This window comes from Streptomyces sp. 71268, from assembly GCF_029392895.1.
Classification (GTDB): Bacteria; Actinomycetota; Actinomycetes; order Streptomycetales; family Streptomycetaceae; genus Streptomyces.
This window is the reverse complement of record NZ_CP114200.1, coordinates 2925570-2943930: the sequence shown is the minus strand read 5'-3', so window position 1 is coordinate 2943930 and position 18361 is coordinate 2925570. Positions and strand designations below refer to the sequence as shown.

At 73.0% G+C, this 18361-nt stretch carries 15 protein-coding genes; 13 read left to right on the top strand and 2 right to left on the bottom strand.

Annotation, left to right across the window (positions count from 1 at the left end):
• Positions 1-197: 197 nt before the first annotated feature.
• On the top strand, positions 198-1202 hold the full coding sequence (locus tag OYE22_RS10855) for a helix-turn-helix domain-containing protein (protein WP_277320222.1): 1005 nt from the start codon (positions 198-200) through the stop codon (positions 1200-1202).
• Between the two features lie 73 nt (positions 1203-1275).
• A complete protein-coding gene (locus OYE22_RS10850) occupies positions 1276-1719 on the top strand; it encodes a spore germination protein GerW family protein (RefSeq protein WP_277320221.1) in 444 nt (147 codons plus the stop codon).
• A 53-nt stretch (positions 1720-1772) separates the two neighbouring features.
• On the opposite strand, the gene OYE22_RS10845 is transcribed toward OYE22_RS10850, so the two are convergent.
• Positions 1773-3428 (bottom strand): M1 family aminopeptidase, encoded by a 1656-nt coding sequence (locus OYE22_RS10845; protein WP_277320220.1) that lies wholly within the window; start codon positions 3426-3428, stop codon positions 1773-1775.
• A 1317-nt stretch (positions 3429-4745) separates the two neighbouring features.
• Here OYE22_RS10845 and OYE22_RS10840 point away from each other — a divergent pair.
• The 6 genes from OYE22_RS10840 (at position 4746) to OYE22_RS10815 (ending at position 13573) form a co-directional block, all read left to right on the top strand.
• A complete protein-coding gene (locus OYE22_RS10840; protein ID WP_277320219.1) occupies positions 4746-6302 on the top strand; it encodes a class I adenylate-forming enzyme family protein in 1557 nt (518 codons plus the stop codon).
• A 241-nt stretch (positions 6303-6543) separates the two neighbouring features.
• Positions 6544-6846 carry a phosphopantetheine-binding protein gene (locus OYE22_RS10835; RefSeq protein WP_277320218.1) on the top strand — a complete coding sequence of 101 codons (303 nt, stop codon included), beginning with the start codon at positions 6544-6546 and terminating at the stop codon, positions 6844-6846.
• Positions 6846-8444, top strand: coding sequence for an AMP-binding protein (locus OYE22_RS10830; protein WP_277320217.1), 1599 nt, complete (start codon positions 6846-6848; stop codon positions 8442-8444). The genes OYE22_RS10835 and OYE22_RS10830 overlap by 1 nt, the downstream gene beginning before the upstream one ends.
• A gap of 207 nt (positions 8445-8651) precedes the next feature.
• Entirely contained in the window at positions 8652-10850 is a 2199-nt protein-coding gene (locus OYE22_RS10825) for an anthranilate synthase component I (RefSeq protein ID WP_277320216.1), read from the top strand.
• Positions 10847-11833 (top strand): 4'-phosphopantetheinyl transferase superfamily protein, encoded by a 987-nt coding sequence (locus tag OYE22_RS10820; protein ID WP_277320215.1) that lies wholly within the window; start codon positions 10847-10849, stop codon positions 11831-11833. The genes OYE22_RS10825 and OYE22_RS10820 overlap by 4 nt, the downstream gene beginning before the upstream one ends.
• Before the next feature lie 375 nt (positions 11834-12208).
• On the top strand, positions 12209-13573 hold the full coding sequence (locus OYE22_RS10815) for a 3-deoxy-7-phosphoheptulonate synthase class II (protein ID WP_277320214.1): 1365 nt from the start codon (positions 12209-12211) through the stop codon (positions 13571-13573).
• 136 nt (positions 13574-13709) lie between these two features.
• Here OYE22_RS10815 and OYE22_RS10810 read toward each other — a convergent pair whose 3' ends face one another.
• Positions 13710-14117 (bottom strand): ATP-binding protein, encoded by a 408-nt coding sequence (locus OYE22_RS10810; RefSeq protein WP_277320213.1) that lies wholly within the window; start codon positions 14115-14117, stop codon positions 13710-13712.
• A gap of 188 nt (positions 14118-14305) precedes the next feature.
• Here OYE22_RS10810 and OYE22_RS10805 point away from each other — a divergent pair, with 188 nt between their 5' ends.
• From OYE22_RS10805 to OYE22_RS10785, 5 genes are all read left to right on the top strand, one after another.
• Positions 14306-15592, top strand: coding sequence for a helix-turn-helix transcriptional regulator (locus OYE22_RS10805; RefSeq protein ID WP_348652200.1), 1287 nt, complete (start codon positions 14306-14308; stop codon positions 15590-15592).
• Positions 15589-15954, top strand: a complete 366-nt coding sequence (locus tag OYE22_RS10800; RefSeq protein ID WP_277320211.1) for a hypothetical protein — start codon at positions 15589-15591, stop codon at positions 15952-15954. Before OYE22_RS10805 ends, OYE22_RS10800 begins: the two co-directional genes overlap by 4 nt.
• A gap of 66 nt (positions 15955-16020) precedes the next feature.
• Entirely contained in the window at positions 16021-16566 is a 546-nt protein-coding gene (locus OYE22_RS10795) for an SMI1/KNR4 family protein (RefSeq protein WP_277320210.1), read from the top strand.
• Between the two features lie 176 nt (positions 16567-16742).
• Positions 16743-17114 (top strand): YciI family protein, encoded by a 372-nt coding sequence (locus OYE22_RS10790; RefSeq protein WP_277320209.1) that lies wholly within the window; start codon positions 16743-16745, stop codon positions 17112-17114.
• Positions 17111-18346, top strand: coding sequence for a DUF6596 domain-containing protein (locus OYE22_RS10785; protein ID WP_277320208.1), 1236 nt, complete (start codon positions 17111-17113; stop codon positions 18344-18346). Before OYE22_RS10790 ends, OYE22_RS10785 begins: the two co-directional genes overlap by 4 nt.
• Positions 18347-18361 lie beyond the last annotated feature (15 nt).

Here is an 18361-nt window from a genome sequence, read left to right as displayed (position 1 = left end):
GCGGCGGGTGCCTCGCTTGGTCTCTACGCTCGCACCGGCCGAGCGCCCGGGACAGCGGCAGAACTGACGCCCTGCGCAAAATTCCTGCCAGCCGAAGTGGGCGGCGCCCGGCGGGCGCTGTCAGTGGTCTGACGTACGGTCGACGCCATGGACCATGGGTTTCGCGCTCTCGGGGGCGCTTGGCGGGGGAGTGGGGCATGAGGCCGGGCAGCGTGGCGATCGCCGTGGTGGACGACGTCGACGTGCCGCCGTGGGACCTGTACGAACTGGCGATCGCCTGTTCGGTGTTCGGCAAGCCGCAACCGGACCTCGCCGACACCTGGTACACGCTGCGGCTGTGCGCCGCCAGCCCCGACCCGGGCGGCGCGGCGGACGACGAGCCGCCGGGCGGCTTCGCGCTGCGCACCCGGTACGGGCTGGACGCGCTGGCGACGGCCGACACCGTCATCGTCCCCTCGGTGCCGATGTCGGTGGTGGACGGCGAGGCGCCGGTGCCGCCCGAGCTGGTGGCCGCGCTGCGGTTGGCGGCCGAGTCGGGCGCGCGGATGGTGTCGCTGTGCACCGGCGCGTTCGCGCTGGCCGAGGCGGGCCTCCTGGACGGGCGGCGGGCCACCGCGCACTGGATGCACACCGACGACCTGGCCAAGCGCTATCCGAAGGTCACCGTGGACGACTCGGTGCTGTACGTGGACGACGGTGACGTGCTGACCAGCGCCGGGATGACCGCGGGCCTCGACCTGTGTCTGCACCTGGTGCGCTGTGACCTCGGGGCGCGGGTGGCGGGTCAGCTCGCGCGGCGCATGGTGGTGCCGGCGCACCGGGCCGGTGGCCAGGCGCAGTTCATCGACCTGTCGGTGCCGGCCACCGACGACGCGGGGCTCGGCCCGGTCCTGGAGTGGGCGAGCGAGCGGCTGCACGAGCCGCTGACCGTGGTCGACCTGGCCCGGCGCGCGGGGGTGAGCCCGCGCACCTTCTTCCGGCAGCTCCAGGCGGCGACGGGCACCACGCCCCTGAAGTGGCTGCTCAACGAGCGCCTCGCACGGGCCCAGACGCTCCTTGAGACCACCACGCTGCCCATCGAGCGGGTCAGCGAGCGCAGCGGCCTGGGCAGCGCGGCCAACCTGCGCCGGCACTTCATGCTGCACGTCGGGGTGTCGCCGCGGGAGTACCGCAAGGCGTTCGCGGGGGCGCGGGCCTCGTGACACGCGTGGCCGGCCCGGGCGGATAACGTTCGTGGCCGACGCCGTTCGTACGCCACGCCGCTGGAGGCACTCGATGACCGCTCCGGACGCCACGACGGGCCGGCCCCCTTCCCGCCCCGCCTCCCGGCCCGCGCTTCCGCCGTCGGCCGGCCCGGGGCTGGAGGCCCAACTGGAGCGGCTGGCCGACGACATCGGTGAGCGGGTCTCGGCGGCGGTGGCGTACGGCGAGCCGGTCACCGCCGGGGGCGTGACCGTCATCCCCGTCGCCGAGGTCAGCGTCGGGTTCGGCGTCGGCATCGGCTCGGGGCCGAGCGCGGGCGTCGGGGACGGTGAGGGCGTGGGCGGCGGGGGTGCCATCACCCGGCCCCGTGGCTTCATCGAGATCAAGGACGGCACCGCGACCTACCGGCCGCTGCGCCGGCCCTGGCTGCTGGTCGCCCTGCCGCTCGCCGCCCTGCTGACCGGCGCCGCCGTGCCCCCGCTCGCCCGCCGCCTGGCCCGCCACCGCCGCGGCTGACCGCCCGAGCCGGGCGGGCGCCGCGCGGCGGTACGGCGCCCGCGCGGGCCCGGTCAGGACAGCTTCGGCCGACCCTTCTCGTACAGCCACGCGTCGAAGAGTTCGCCCAGGTCGCGACCCGACTCGCGTTCGCACAGGGCGATGAACTCCTCGGTGGTGACCGTGGCGTGCCGGTGTTCGGCGACCCAGGCGCGGACGATGGCGAAGAAGGCGCGGTCGCCGACCGTCTGCCGCAGCCGGTGCAGGGTCATCGCGCCGCGCCCGTACACCGGCGGGTCGAGGAGTTGTCCGGGCCCTGGCGGGGTGCCGGGTGGGAAGGCCCAGATGCCCTCGCTCTGGCCGTCGGAGCCGTCGTAGTAGTCGCGGAAGATCTCGTCCGCGGTGCGGCCCGCCGTGCCCCGCTCCACCTCCCACAGCCACTCGGCGTACGTCGCGAAGCCCTCGTTGAGCCAGATGTCGCCCCAGGTGCGCGGCGTGAGCGAGTTGCCGAACCACTGGTGTGCCAGCTCGTGGACCTGGAGGTAGGCGTCGGGCGGCGTGCTGTAGTACGGCTTGGTCTGGGTCTCCAGGGCGTAGCCGAGGTCGGGCGTGTCGTCGACGATGGCGCCGGTCGAGGAGAACGGGTACGGGCCGAAGATCCCGGTCTCCCAGTCCATGATCTCGGTGAGCTGGTCGGCCACGTGCCGGCTCGCCGCCGCCTGCGTCGGGTCGATCGCCACGTACTGCGGCACGTCGCCCCCGGCCCGTCGGTGGCCCTCCGGCCGCCCGTCGCCCCGTTGTTCGGTGTTCGGCCGCCCGCCGACTCGTCGCGCGTCGGCCGGCTGGCCGTCCCCGGCCCGGCTGTCGGGCTGACTGTCGGGCTGGCTGTCGGGCGGGGCGGGTTCGCGGGGGTCGTTCCGCCGTGCTTGCTGGGGTTTCTCCTGGGTGTCGATGTGGGGCTCCTCGGGGTCGGTGGCGTCGCCCGCGCGCAGGTCGCCGCGGGTGCGTACGTCGAAGGTGCCGATGGCGACCGTGGCCAGGTAGCTGGCCATCGGCTCGGCGCTGTGCCAGACGAAGGTGGTGCGGCCGTCGCGGGTCCGGCGTTCGCGCAACTCGCCGCCGGCCACGGCGGTGTAGCCGGCCGGGACGGTGACGGCGATGTCGTACGGGGCCTTGTCGCTGGGGTGGTGGTTGCCGGGGAACCAGGCCGTGGAGCCGGAGGGTTCGCCGAGCGCCACCGCGCCGTCCGTGGTCTCGATCCAACCCTCCTCGCTGTCGTCGGCGCCCACCAGCGTCCTGGGCGTCCCGGCGTACTCGACGGTCGCGGTGAACGCCCGCCCGGCGGCCAGCGCCCGGCGTGGGGTGAGCGTGAGTTCGGCGTCCTCGCGGGTGACGCCGGCCGGCGCCCCGTTGACGGTGGCCCGCAGTACCCGAAGCCCCGTCAGGTCCAGGTTGAAGGAGCTGAGTCGGCTCGTGGCGCGGGCGGTGAGGTGTGCCGTGCCGCGCAACCGGTTGCTCCTGGGCGCGTAGTCGAGGGCCAGGTCGTAGTGCGTGACGTCGTAGCCGCCGTTGCCGAGGCCGGGGAAGAGCCGGTCGCCGACGCCGGCCGCGCCGGGCCGCGCGGCGCCCGGGTCCCGGCCGGCGTCGGAACCCGACGCCCCGTCGCACGCCGCGCAGGCGATCAGCAACAGGGCGCACGTCAGCGCGCGCAGCGGATGGCGAGGTGACAAGGCGGGGCTCCTCGGTGAGGCACGGGCCCAGTCGTGTGCGGGGCCGGGGGCGCGGTGGTCGAAAACGGCGGAACACGGGGAATGGCCGTGAATCACGTCACCGACCACGATGGCCCAGGTGGGCACCGTGAAGCCGCGATTACCGCAATGTGGCGGCGTGTGTCATGGGGTTTTAACCGATCGGCGCGACATCACATCGCGGCCGCCGAGCGGCATTGCCTAGGCAGTTATCTGTCATACGCGCACCCCCTTGCGCGGCCGTAGCGTGGGGCTGCGCTCGGGGGAGCACCAGAGGGTCCACACCGCCCTCTTCGTCGCGCGGGATCGGTCTCAACTTCTGGTGTCCCTCCTTGTTTCCTTCCGGGGGTGTCCGCGACCACGTCGGCGCCCGCGATACGCAGCCGATGCGATCGAGAACGAACTGAGGGGGAATGCGACGTGCCGGGCAAGAAACGGGGGTTTCCCGCCGTGCGCCGCGTTGACCACGTCCAACTAGCCTGTGTCCGACCGGTGTCGGGCCGCGTGAACACCGTGAACGCGAGCCGAGGACACGGTAAGGGCGGAGCGCCGGGAGCTTCGGCGGCGCCGACGGAGGACTTCTTCATCGGATGGCAACACACCGGAAATTCCCCGGACCCTTCGGTCGTTGAATTTCGTTCTGTGATCTCTATGGCAGAGATTCCGGAAGGCGCTGCGCGAGGGTATCTTCCGATCGTCTGTATCGACCGCGCGCTCGCGTCATCGGGTGCCGCCCACACCGTTCGCCCGAAGGCCCGCCGGGCGGCCACCGCGAAATGCGGCGCGCCCCCGTGTCGCGTACGCCAATCCGTTCACCGTCTCATTCGCTCTTCCGCTTCCGATTCCGTGGGTGCCGCGGGTTCCCGGGGAACCCCGAGTTCCGCGAGTTCGCCGAGCGCGACGGAGCCGCGCGTGGTCCCACGGGGTCGGCGGTGCGGCGCGCGGCCGGCCGTGCCGCCACGGGCCCGCTGAGCGGCCCGCGACAGGCGGCGCCCGACCCCGGACCCGGTTCCGGGCACACCCCGTCACCATCGCGCCGACCGGCGCGACGGCGACGACCCGAGCCCCACGCCACTCGCGTCACCCCAGGCCGCCCCGGCCCCACGCGGCGCGAGTTGACCTCGTACCACCCGGCGTAAGTCGACCCCGTACCACCCGGCGTGAGCCGACCCGCGCGCACCGTCCGACCCGGCCTCGTCGCCGGGGCCGGGCGGGGGCGGGGCGGCTCGGGCCGACAGACCGAGCACCGGACGCGTCCGCGTGCACCAGGACGAGACCCAGGAAGGGGGGAGCGGACCGATGGGACGCATACGCGCCACGCTGGCACTCGCCACCGCGCCCCGGGAGGCGGCACGCAGGCACCCCGACGTACCGATCCACCTGGACCAGCCCCTAGACCTGTTCCCGGAAGCCGGGGACGCGCTGAACTTCGCGACCTTCGCGGAGCTGGTGGAGCGCGCCGCCGCGCTGCTGGTCGGCGCCGGCGTGCTGCCGGGAAACCGGGTGCTCGTCGTCAAGCGGGCCAACTTCGACGTCATCCTGCTGGCCTTCGCCTGCGCCCGGATGGGCGCGGTGCCGATCCTCACCCACCCCGACGTCGGGCCGACCTCGCTCGGCCTGCACGTGCGGCGCGGCGAACCGGCCGCGATCGTCACCGACGCGGACACCGAGTCCGCGGGCGCGCTCGACGAGGTGGGCGCGGCGCTGCCGCCGCGGCTCTACGTCGGCAAGCCCGGCCGGCACGGTGAGGCGCTCCAGGACCAGCCGCCCGGCGAGCTGCCGCACTCCATCGTGCCGCCCCGCGACGCGCCCCAACTGGTCACGCACAGCTCCGGCACCACCGGCGTGCCCAAGCTGGTGCTGCACACCGTGGAGAGCTTCGCCGGGCACGCCAAGCCGCAGGTCAACTTCCTGCGCGTGGTGCGGCTGCGGGACCCGTACCTGACCTGCGTCTCGCCGGTGCACGCGCGCGCCATGTCCGGGATGCTCACGGTGCTCGCCGTCGGCCTGCCGCTCGGCTTCATGACCGACCCCGACCCGCGCAACGCCGAGCGGATGCTCGCCCGGGTGCGCCCGGGGATCGTGGAGACGCTGCCCAACGCGTTCATCCGCTGGGAGGAGACCGCCGAGAAGCGGCCCGAACTCCTCGCCCAGGTACGGATGTTCATCAGCTCCTTCGACGCCGCGCACCCGCGCACCATCCATACCCTGCTGGCCGCCGGCCGCCCCGGCGCGCGCTACCTCCAGGCGTACGGGCAGACCGAGACCGGTCCGCTGACCATCAAGCTGCACCGGGCGAACAAGGGCTGTACCGACGGCCGCTGCGTGGGCCGGCCGATGATCGGCCACACCAGGCTGCGGATCAGCGATGAGGGCAACACCCGCCGGCTCGGCAGGGGCCAACTCGGCGCGATCTTCGGCAAGTCCGCCGGCGTCACCCCGGCCTACCTGGGCCAGGGCGACCAGCGGGTGGACGGCTGGTGGGCGATGGGCGACGTCGGCGTGGTCAGCAAGCGCGGCTGCCTGCACCTGTACGACCGGATCGTGGACCAGGGCAGCGGGATGGAGAGCCTGCTCCGGGCCGAGGACCAGATCCTGGAGGGGATGCGGCAGCTCACCGAGGCCGTGCTGATACCCGTCCCCGACGGCCCGCCCGTGCCGCTGGTGTGCACCCGCGGCGACCGCCCGCTGGACCACGCGGCCTGGGCCGAGGTCACCGCCGGGCTGCCCGAGCTGGCGCCGCCCGTGCAGTGCCGCTGGGAGGACATCCCGCACACCGCCACCTGGAAGGTCAAGCGCCTTGAGGTGGCCAGGAAGCTGGCGTCGGGGGAGTTGATCCGACTCGACGCCAGGTGAGGCGGGGCGGACGGGTGTGGCGCGCTACCCCCCGAGCCGCACCCGGTGCGCCGAGTCCCCCCTCAGGCCGCCCGCCCCGCCCACACCGAGCACCCGCCCACGCGGAGCGCCCCCACACCGAGCGCCCGCCCACGCCGAGCCCACGCCAAGCCCACGCCGAGCGGCGCCACCCTCCGTGCTTCTCCGTCCCTCTTCCATCCCTTTCCGTCCCCGAACACACCACGACAAGCAAGGGAAGCTCATGAGCGACCACCTGACCCCCGGCCACCGCCTCCTGCTGGAGTTCGTTGACCTGCCGCAGCTCATCGAGGGCGTGCCGGGCGACGCCGACCTGATCAACGCCGGCCTCAACTCGGGTGACCTGATCCGGCTGGCCCTCACCCTGGAGGAGCGCACCGGAACCCCGCTGGACGACGACGAGTTGGGCGCGCTGCACACCCTGGACGGCATCAACCAGGTCCTCGTCTCCCGCGAGGCCGCCGAGCTGACCGACGCCGCCGAGACCACCCCGGCCGCCGCGACCGCCAGCGGGGAGGCCCGCTGATGTGGATGGCGCACTTCGTCAAGCGCAACCGGCTGCTGCGCCCTGACCGCCTCGCGCTGGCCGACCCGAACCGCCGCCTGACCTGGCGGGAGTTCGACGAGCGCACGGACGCGTTGGCCACCGCGCTGCTGGAGCGCGGCGTCGAGAAGGGCCAGCGGATCGCGGTCAGCTCCCGCAGCCGGGTCGAGGTCCTTGAGCTGTACGTGGCGGGCGGCAAGGCGGGCGTCGTGGTCTGCCCGATCAACCCGTCGTTCCCCGCGCCCGAGGTCGAGCACATCGTCCGCAACGTGGAGCCGGTGGGCGTCTTCTCCGAGCAGCAGATCTTCGACCGGCTCGGCGACGCGTTCGGCGACGGCTGGCGGGTCTCGATCGGCTCCGAGGACTACGAGGAGATGGCGGCCACCAAGGCGCGCGAGCTGCCGCTGCCCCGGCAGGACGACATCTTCGCGATCCTGCACACCAGCGCCACCACCGGGCACGCCAAGGGCGTCGCGGTCACCCACCGCTCGGTCTCCGCCTGCTACACGGCGATGGCCGCCGAGGTCGGCTTCTCCGCCGACGACGTGATGGTCAACCCCTGCCCGCTGTTCCACGGCAGCGTTGTCATCGGCCTGGCGCTGTTCGCCTCCGGTGGCGCGCTGGTCCTGGAGCCGGAGTTCACGCCGCAGCGCTGGCTGGCCGACGTGGCCGAGTTCAAGGCGACCAAGACCTTCCTGGTGCCCTCGATGGCCCGCTTCGTGCTGCGTACCAAGGCGTTCGCGAACGCCGACCTGTCCAGCCTGAAGGACATCATGTTCGGCGGCGCCCCGATGCCGCAGGAACTCCTCCGCGAGTGCCTGGAGAAGTTCCCGGCCCCGATGCGCAGCATCTACGGCATCACCGAGGGCGGCGGCCCGATCGCCACCCACCTCTTCCGCCGGGGCGAGTGGCCGTTCGACGAGGAGGGCACCGTGCTGCCCACCGCCGGCCGCATGCTGCCCGGGTACCACATCGAGGTCCAGGACGACTCGGGCAACGCGCTGCCCACCGGTGACGTCGGCGAGATCTGCGTCCGTGGCGACGGCATGATGCTGCTGTACTGGCGCAACACGGAGGCCACCGCCAAGACCGTGCGCAACGGCTGGCTGCGCACCGGCGACGTCGGGTACGCCGACGAGGACGGCTTCCTCTACCTCGTGGACCGGCGCAACGACGTGCTCATCCGTGGCGGCCAGAACGTCTACCCGGCCGAGATCGAGCGGGTCCTGGCCACCCAGCCCGGCGTCCTGGACGTGGCCGTGGTCGGCGCGCCCAACGACGAGTGGGGCGAGGTGCCGGTGGCGTTCGTCGCGGCCGGCGACGAGCCGCCCACGGTGGCCGCGCTGATCGGCGCCTGCGCCCGCGAGCTGGCCAGCTACAAGCGGCCGACCGCGGTCCACTTCGTCGACGAGATCCCGCGCAACGGCGCCGGCAAGCTGCTGCGCCGGGTGCTGCGGGACCGACTCGCCGCCGAGGCGAGGGAGGCCGAGGCGGCGAAGAGCACCGAGCCGGCCGCCGCCGCGCGGGACGACAAGGCCACGGCCGGCACGGGCGGGGGCGGCTCCGGCTCCGGCGCCTGACCCGGGACGCGACAGGCGGGGCCCGGGGTGCGGCCCGGCGCCCCGCCGCCGACGCCGGACAACCGCCGTAGCGGGCGGAGAGCGCGCGTACGACACCGGCGCACGCGCCACCACGCGTCCGCCCGCTCGCACCACCACGCACCAGCGCATGCACGCACGCACCACCACACGCACCGACGTACGCAGCCATGGAGGGGAACGGTGGGGATGACCTCGACGGACACGACGGGGACGGCCCAGGAAGCGCGAGCGGAGACGGGTCGCTGGACCACTCCATCCGGGGTCGAGGTGGTCCGTACGACGGAGCACGCCGGCAGCGCCGCGGCGGCCCGCGCCCAGTTGGAGGCGGCGCTCGACGAGCGCCGCGGCATGGTCCTCTTCCGGGGCCGGGACCGGATCATCGGCTACGTGGACCCACCGCTTGAGGTGGCCGCGCGCGGCGACCGGCTGGCGGTGACCGCCCTCAACGAGCGCGGCCGGGTGCTGCTGCCCACCCTCCGTACCCTGCTGGCCGACCTGCCCGGCACGGTCCGCGCCGACGGGGACACGCTGCACGTCCACGGCGGCACGCCGCACGGCGTCTTCGCCGAGGAGGACCGCACCCGGCACGTGGGCGTCTTCGCCGCGATCCGGGCGCTGATCGCGGGGCTGGCCGTACCCGACGACGAACTGCTCGGCCTGTTCGGCGCGTTCGGCTACGACCTGATCTTCCAGGTCGACCCGATGGACGCCCGCCAGGAGCGGAACCCGCACGACCGGGACATGGTCCTCCACCTGCCCGACACGCTGTACGACCTGGACCTGCGCGGCGACACGGCGGTGCGCTTCCGCTACGACTTCCACACCCGGGCCGCCAGCACCCAGTGGCTGCCGACCGGGACTCCCAGCCAACCGTTCGTGCCCGGCCGGCCCTCGCGGGGCCGGCGCGACCACCGGGTGGGGGAGTACGCGCGGGTGGTGGAGGCGGCGATGCCGCTGTTCCGCTCCGGCGACCTGTTCGAGGCCGTGCCCAGCCAGACGTTTCAGCACGCCTGCTCCCAGACCCCGGCCCAGCTCTTCCGCCGCCTGTACGAGCGCAACCCCGCGCCGCACAGCCTGCTGATGAACCTGGGCGACGGCGAGTACCTGGTGGGCGCGTCGCCGGAGATGTTCGTCCGGGTCAGCCGCGGCATCGACGCCGACACCGACCGCTTCCTGGTGGAGTCCGCCCCGATCAGCGGCACCGCCCAGCGCGGGGCCAACGCCCTGGAGGACGCCGAGCGCATCCGCGAACTCCTCAACTCGGCCAAGGACGAGCACGAGCTCACGATGTGCACGGACGTGGACCGCAACGACAAGTCGCGGGTGTGCGTGCCCGGCACGGTCACCGTCACCGCCCGGCGCAGCATCGAGATGTACTCCACGCTCATCCACACCGTGGACCACGTACAGGGTGAACTGCGCCCCGGGTTCGACGCCCTGGACGCTTTCCTCGCCCACCTGTGGGCGGTCACCGTGACCGGCGCGCCCAAGCTGGCCGCCGTCGAGTTCATCGAGCGGCACGAGCGCTCGCCGCGCCGCTGGTACGGCGGCGCCGTCGGCCGGATCGGCTTCGACGGCTGCCTGGACACCGTGCTCACGCTGCGCACCATCCAGATCAGGGACGGCGTGGGCACCGTACGGGCCGGGGCGACGCTCCTGTACGACTCGGACCCGGTGGCCGAGGAGCAGGAGACCGAGCTGAAGGCGAAGGCCCTCCTGGAGATCCTCGCGGGCGACCCGCCGCCACCGGCCCGCGCCGAGGTGCGCGAGCGGCCCGGTGAGGGCCGCGACGTCCTGCTCGTGGACCACCGCGACTCGTTCGTGCACTGCCTGGCCGGCTACTTCCGGGAGACCGGCGCCGCCGTGGAGACCTACCGCAGCGGCGGCCACCTGCACCTCATCGGCGAGCGCCGGCCCGACCTGGTGGTGCTCTCGCCCGGGCCCGGCACGCCCGCCGACTTCAAGGTCTCCGCGACGCTGGCCGAGGCCGAGCGGCTCGGCATCCCGGTCTTCGGCGTCTGCCTCGGTCTCCAGGGCATCGTGGAGTACCTGGGCGGCGACCTGGCCACGCTGCCCGCGCCCGTCCACGGCAAGCCCTCCCGGGTGCGCCGCACCACCGTCGAGTCGGGTCTGCTCACCGGCCTGCCCGAGACGTTCGACGTCGGCCGCTACCACTCGCTGTACGCCGACCCCGGCCGGGTGCCGGAGGGCCTGCGGGTGACGGCCGTGACGGCGGACGGCGCCGTCGCGATGGCGGTGGAGGCACCCGAACGCGGCCTGGCCGCCGTCCAGTTCCACCCTGAGTCGATCATGTCGGGCGAGGGACGCACCGGCCACCAGGTGGTCGCCAACGCGGTCACCCACCTGACCAGATCCGCCCGATGACCGTGGATGCCCGCGTCGCCGAGCTGTTCGGCGCCACCACCGGCCCGGGCAGCGCGGCCCGGGCCGGTAGCGGCGCGCCCGCGCGCGGCCTGGGCCGGGGCCTCGGCTTCGGCCGCGGCCGGGGTCCGGGGCTCAGCAGGGCCCCCCGGGGCGGTGCCGTCGGCCACGGCGTCGGAGCCGGCGCGGTCGCCGGCACCCACGCCGGCGGCGCGGTGACGGTGGCGCACGCGACCGTCGGCGAACTGCCCTTCACCGGGCTGCCCGTCGCCGTGCGCGCCGCCCTGCCGGAGTACGCCGCCCCACGCCGGCGCGGCACGTACGCGGCCGGCCGACTCGCCGCGGCCCGCGCCACCGCCGCGCTGACCGGCGCGCCGCACTGGCCGCTACCGGGCGAGCGCGGCGCCCCGGGCTGGCCGGCCGGCGTGCGCGGCTCGCTCACCCACACGGATGAGCTGGCGCTGTGCGCGGTCACGGCCGCCGACGGGCTCGCCATCGGGCTCGACATGGAGCCGCTGGCGTCGGCGGACGGCCTGTACGCGGCCCGCCGCTACGCCGCCACGCCCGCCGAACTCGACCGCGCGCGGGCCGAGGCGCGACCCGAACTCGCGGTGCTGCGGCTGTTCTGCGCGAAGGAGGCGCTGTACAAGGCGCTGCCCGCGCCCCGGCAGGAGGGCCTGGCGTTCCGCTCGGTCACGCTGGAGTGGCCCGAGCCGGACCCGTCGGCCGCCGACGGGCCGGTGCTGCTGTCCGTCAGCCCCACCGCGCCCGCCCCGGCCGCGCTCCGTGGCGCCACGGCCCGATGTCGCGTCATCGGCGACCACATGGTGGCGGCCGTGACCCTGGCAGCGCCGCGCCCCGCATACGCTCCGGAGTACGCGTACGGGTACGAGACAGCCGCCCGGCACGCGGCGCACGCCTCGTACCAGGCGGACGCCTCGTACCCGGCGCACGCCGAGCGCGCGCCCGGAGCCACCGCCCCCTGACAGCACCTCCAGGCACCACGGTCCGACGTCACGGCCCGACGCCACGGGCCCGGCACCCCGCCGGGCCGCTGACCCGACTCCCACCCCGCAGTCCGAACTCCCCACACCCCACACCCCGAATGCCCCACCCCCGGTACCGGGCCCTCGGGCCCCGGGCCGTGGGCTCCGGGCCCCGGGCCCGGCACGCCGCCCGGGGCCCGCCGCACCGGATGCCGTAAGCCCCTCGCCGTCCCACCAGCCAGCCACCAACGATCGCCCCGCGGCACCTGTCCGTACCCCGGCCACCCCCACGTGGTCGACGCGACCGACGACAGTGCCACGAAGCGTCCAGGAAGGAGCGCGGCGGGTCGCACGGCCCGCCGCATACGACACCCCATGAACACACAGACGGCCGACACCTTGCCCACGCTGTCCGCGGCCGCCCCGCGGCCCGACTGGCGCTCGCTGCCCGCCGCGCAGCAGCCCGACTGGCCGGACCCCGAGGCGCTGCGCGCGACCCTGAGCGAGCTGGAGACCTACCCGCCGCTGGTCTTCGCCGGCGAGTGCGACCAACTCCGCGACAAGCTGGCCGCCGTGGCCCGAGGTGAGGCGTTCCTGCTCCAGGGTGGCGACTGCGCGGAGTCCTTCGCCGCGGTGGGCGCCGACCAGATCCGCGACAAGCTCAAGACGCTGCTCCAGATGGGCGCGGTGCTCACCTACGCCGGCTCGGTTCCCGTGGTGAAGGTCGGCCGCATCGCCGGCCAGTACAGCAAGCCGCGCTCCAAGCCGACCGAGACCCGCGACGGCGTCACCCTGCCCGCCTACCGGGGCGACTCCGTCAACGGCTTCGAGTTCACCGAGGAGTCCCGCCGGCCCGACCCGGAGCGGCTCAAGCGCATGTACCAGGCGTCGGCCGCCACGCTGAACCTGGTGCGCTCCTTCACCGGCGGCGGCTACGCCGACCTGCGCCAGGTCCACGCCTGGAACCAGGACTTCGTCAAGACCTCGCGCTCCGGGCAGCGGTACGAGGCGGTGGCCCGCGAGATCGACCGCGCCCTGAACTTCATGCACGCCTGCGGCGCGGACCCGGCCCAGATGCACTCGGCCGAGGTGTACGCCTCGCACGAGGCGCTCATCCTCGACTACGAGGCGGCCCTCACCCGTACGGACGAGCGCACCGGCCAGCCGTACGACCTCTCCGGCCACATGGTCTGGATCGGCGAGCGCACCCGTCAACTCGACGGCGCGCACGTCGAGTTCTGCTCCCGCATCCGCAACCCGATCGGCGTCAAGATCGGCCCGAAGGCCACCGCCGACGAGGTGCTCGCGCTCGTCGACCGGCTGGACGAGGACCGCGAGCCGGGCCGGCTCACGTTCATCGTCCGCATGGGCGCGGGCCACGTCCGCGACAAGCTGCCCGCCCTGGTCGAGAAGGTCACGGCGTCCGGCGCCCAGGTCGGCTGGGTCTGCGACCCGATGCACGGCAACACGTTCGAGGCCCCCAGCGGCCACAAGACCCGCCGCTTCGACGACGTCCTGGACGAGGTCAAGGGGTTCTTCGAGGTCCACCAGGGCCTTGGCACCCACGCCGGCGGCATCCACGTCGAGCTGACCGGCGACGACGTCACCGAGTGCGTGGGCGGCGAGGTCCACGCGGACGACCTCCGCCAGCGCTACGAGACCTTCTGCGACCCCCGCCTGAACCGCAGCCAGTCCCTCGACCTGGCGTTCCTGGTGGCCGAGACGTACCTGGACCGCTGAGCCACCCCCGTACCCACCCGGGCCCACCCGGCGGCCCGGCCCCTCGCACGGGGCCGGGCCGGCGCGGTGCGGCCTCCCGGGCGGGGGCGGTGGCGCGGGCCACGTCTTCGCCCGCCCGGACCGAGCGGCGCTTGGCTCAACACCGCAACTCGCCCCAGACCCGCTTGCCCCAGGGCAGCAGGTCGGTCCCCCACCGCCAGGCCAACGCCCGCACCACAACGAGCCCCCGCCCGCCCTCGTCCCGCGCGTCCACGTGGCGTACGACGGGCATCCGCTTGGTCTTGTCCACGACGGCGACGCGGATGTGGTTGGCGCTGGGTCGGGTGATGGTGACGCGGATCGGATACGAGCCGGTGTGCCTGACGGAGTTGGCGACGAGTTCGGAGACGATGGTGGTGGCGTCGTCGGCGAGGTGCTCGAGCCCCCAGGTGGTCAACGCGGCCCGCACCAATGCCCGTGCGTGCGCCGCACTCTCGGGAAGGCAGGACATGGTGGTGGTGTAGCCGGGGTGCCCGGTGTGGTGGGCCGTCGTGTGCGCGTACATGGGCGCCTCGTGAGGGTGAGGGTGGCGTGGGCGGGGCCGCCCCGTAGGGGGTTAGTGGGCAGACCCCGCTCCCTTGCAGCCGCCGGGTGGTCGATGGCCGGCGGCTGTCACTAGTGAACGGCCGAGCGGCGGGGCAGACCACGGCAAAGCCGACGCATTCATGCGGCGCACGCACTGCGTCGACTACTGTGAGCTGCGCTTACGTTACGGACGGAAGGCGGGCCGTGAAGGTCAGGCGAGGCCGGTTCGCGCGCCAGCGGCGGGCGTGTGGCTACAGTCAGGAGTCCCTAGCCGACGCGCTCGGTGTGGATCGCACGTCCATCGGCAGGTGGGAGCGTGGCGAGTCCGATCCTCGCCCTTTCCTCCTGCCCAAGCTGGCGGCCCTGCTCAGGGTGACGCTTCTGGAGCTGGACGCACTACTTCAACGGGACGCGATCACGGTGGCGCCGGTGCCCCGGACTAAGGATGGTGACCTTGACGACGTGATACGCCGCGATTTCCTCCAGATGGTGACCACGGCCACGATGCTTTCCGATCTGGGCGCCCTTGGTGAGGCGCCTGACGACGAGCATACGTATCAGTCGATGAATGACCACTTGTGGAGGCTGCACGCCCGAGCGCAGTCAAGGAGTCCTCTTTTTCCGCTCGTTCATTCTCAGATTGCGGAGCTAACGTCCGCATTGGACGGCGCTGGCTCTGAGTCCGTGCGGCGCCAACTATGCGGCGAAGCTGCCGAACTCTTCCAGCTAGCTGGTGAAGTGCTCTTCGACTGCGGAAAATACACTGATGCAGCGCACTGCTACACACTCGCGGCCAGCGCCGCAAAAGAAGTCGATAGCCCAGATCTTTGGGCATGTGCACTCACTCGGTATGCGTTCATTAGGTTGTACGCGGACCATGACTCTGGCAAGGCTGTGCAACTTCTCGACCACGCTGCGGCTCTTGCCCAACGTGGCGACAGCAGCTTGTCCACACGCCACTGGGTGGCTGCCGTGCAGGCAGAAGCCTATGCCGCAACAGGCGACGTGGACTCCTGCCAGCGTGCCCTGGACAGAGCCGTGGAAGTACACGCGCTGCGTGGCGATTCACGTAACCGGGGTTGGTTGCGCTTCGACGGCTCTCGGTTGGCCGAGCAGCGTGCTACGTGCTACGTACGGCTTCGACGTTTCGATCTGGCGGAGCCTGTGCTAGGTGAAGTCTTGCAGAAGAAGCTCTCAACTCGTCGTCAGAGCAGTGTGCTGACGGACCTCGCCATGGTGGGTGCACAACGGGGCGACGTCGACCAGGTCGTGGACTGTGCCCGGCAGGCAGTCACGCTCGCCCAACGCAATGCGTCGAGCTACACAGTGTGCAGGCTGCGCACTCTCCAGCCGACCCTCATGCATTTCCGAGCCGACCCGCGAGTCCGCGATCTCAGCGTACATATCGATGAGTTGAACACCACCGCTCCACAAAGCCGAGGGGGAGCCCTATGACCACCGAATCCGGCCAGATCTTCCGCCAAGCCTGGATCGCCGGGGTCACCCGGCACTATCCGGGCCAGCCGAAGCCCGGCTACATCGCTCCTTGGGATGTCACCCCGGAATGGGAACGCGCCGCCGCTGCCGCCGTGTTCGAGCAGGTGCGCCACTTCATCGAGATCAGCGGGGGCGCGACGCGTCAGCTCACCCGCGAGCAGCGGGGGCGCTACGTTGCCACGTGTTGGACCGCCCAGATCTACCACCGCATTGAGAACCCCAAGCCCGGGTACGTCGCGGACTACGCCGACTTGCCAGCCTGGCAGCAGGAAACCGACGCTGACATCTTCGACGCCATCGAGGAGCATCTGGGAAGCTAGCCCGTCGCCGGTTACCTGGGAGTGCACCGCCTAAGCTCGCAGGCCGGAAGCGATGTAGGGGGCTTGATGGGGCACTTCGCCGGCACCGAGGGTTTCGACGGCACGGACCTCGCGGATGACACGGACCTCTGGGACGACTCGCCGTACGCCCTGCGCGACTACGTCGATGACACGCCGCCCACGCCGGAGCTGATCGCCGAACTCGAAGCCGAACTGGGCGGCTACCGGCTGCCCCGCTCGTACGTCGCCCTCATGCGCACCCACAACGGCGGCATACCGAACCGGGCCTTCTTCCCGCTGCCCGGGGTGTCGTCCGCCGACGAGGCGGCCCACGTCGCCGTCAACGGCATCTACGGCATCGGGCGCACCAAGCCGAACTCACTCGGCGGCGAGTTCGGCAGCCGCTTCTGGATCGAGGAGTGGGAGTACCCGGACCTCGGCGTCTACTTCGCGGACACCCCGTCGGCCGGCCACGACATGCTGGCCTTCGACTACCGCGCCTGCGGCAGGACCGGCGAGCCGACGGTGGTCCACGTGGACCAGGGGGACGACTTCCGCGTCACCCCGCTGGCGGAGGACTTCGCCGCGTTCGTCCGGGGGTTGGTCGCGTAGTCACACCGCGCGCGGCAGGGCCGCCCGGGACGTCGACCGCAGGGCACGCTCCGGCCACGCCCCCGCCGAAATCCCGTGCCAGGTTTCTCGGCGGCGGATGTCAAGACGCGAGCGGCGGCTCCGACCAACCGGTCGAAGGGCCCCCGCCGGGGGCCGCGCACCACGAGGAGTACGCGATGCAGTTCCTGATCAGCATGCACATCAACCCGGCCGTGCTGGACGCGCTGACCGACGCGGAGAAGGCGGCGATCGGCGAGGGGCACGGGCAGTTCATCGAGTCGCTGAAGCAGTCCGGCGAGTTGATCACCACGCAGGCCCTCGTCGACCCGTCCCAGGCCGCCGTGGTGCGCGTGCGCGACGGCCAGCCGGTGGTCACCGACGGCCCATTCCTGGAGGCCAAGGAGCACCTGGGCGGCTTCTACCTGATCGACTGCGAGGACAGGGACCGGGCGATCGAGCTGGCCGCGCGGATCCCCGACGCCGCGATCGAGGGCCTGGGCATCGAGGTGCGGCAGGTGATGTTCGCTGACGGACCATTGGAGGCATGACAACACTCGTCGTGGAGGACCTGCTGCGCGCGCTGACGCCGCGGGTCCTCACCACGTTGGTACGGCGGTACGGGCAGTTCGACGACTGTGAGGACGCGGTGCAGGAGGCGGTCATCGCCGCCGCCGTGCGGTGGCCGACCGAGGGCGTGCCGGACAACCCGCGCGGCTGGCTGGTGACGGTGGCCTCCCGTCGCCTCGTCGACCAGATACGCAGCGAGCGCGCCCGCCGCGAACGGGAGTCCGCGCTGGCCAACGAGGTCGGGCCCGCCGAGCCGCCGGACACCGACGACACCCTGGTCCTGCTGTTCCTGTGCTGCCATCCGACGCTGACCCCCGCCTCCCAGACGGCGCTGACCCTGCGCGCGGTCGGCGGCCTGACCACCGCCGAGATCGCCCGCGCGTTCCTGGTCCCGGAAGCCACGATGGGGGCCAGGATCAGCCGGGCCAAGCAGCGGATCAGGGCGGCCGGCAGCTCGTTCGCCCTGCCGCGCGGCGCGGAGCTGCGGGAGCGGCTGCGGGTCGTCCTGCACGTGCTGTACCTGATCTTCAACGAGGGGTACACCGCCTCCTCCGGCAGCCGGCTCCACCGCCCCGACCTCGCGCACGAGGCGATCCGGCTGACCCGGATGGCGCACGCGCAGCTCCCCGGGGACGGCGAGGTGACCGGGCTGCTCGCGCTGATGCTGCTGACCCACGCCCGCCGCGACGCCCGCACCACGGCGGCCGGCGACCTGGTGCCGCTGGACGAGCAGGACCGTACGGCGTGGGACCGCGCGCTGGTCGACGAGGGCACCGCGCTGGTCAAGGCGGCGCTGGCCGGTCCGGCCCTTGGCCCGTACGCGTTGCAGGCCGCCATCGCCGCCACGCACGCCGACGCGGCCACGGCCAAGGAGACCGACTGGGCGCAGGTGCACGCCCTCTACCTGATCCTGGAACGCGTCGCGCCCAACCCGATGGTCACCCTCAACCGGGCGATCGCCCTCGCCGAGACCGAGGGCCCGGCGGCCGGCCTGGCCCTGCTCGCCACCCTGGACGGCGACGACCGGATGGCCGGACACCACCGGCTGCTGTCCGTACGGGCCCACCTGTTGGAGCGGACCGGCGACACGGCCGGGGCGTACGCGCACTACCGGCGCGCCGCGAAGGCCACCGCCAGCCTCGCCGAGCAGCGCTATCTGGAGCTTCGGGCCGGCCGGGTGAGGCCACCGACGGGGCTTCGCGAGGGGATGTAGTGAGGGCACGTCAGG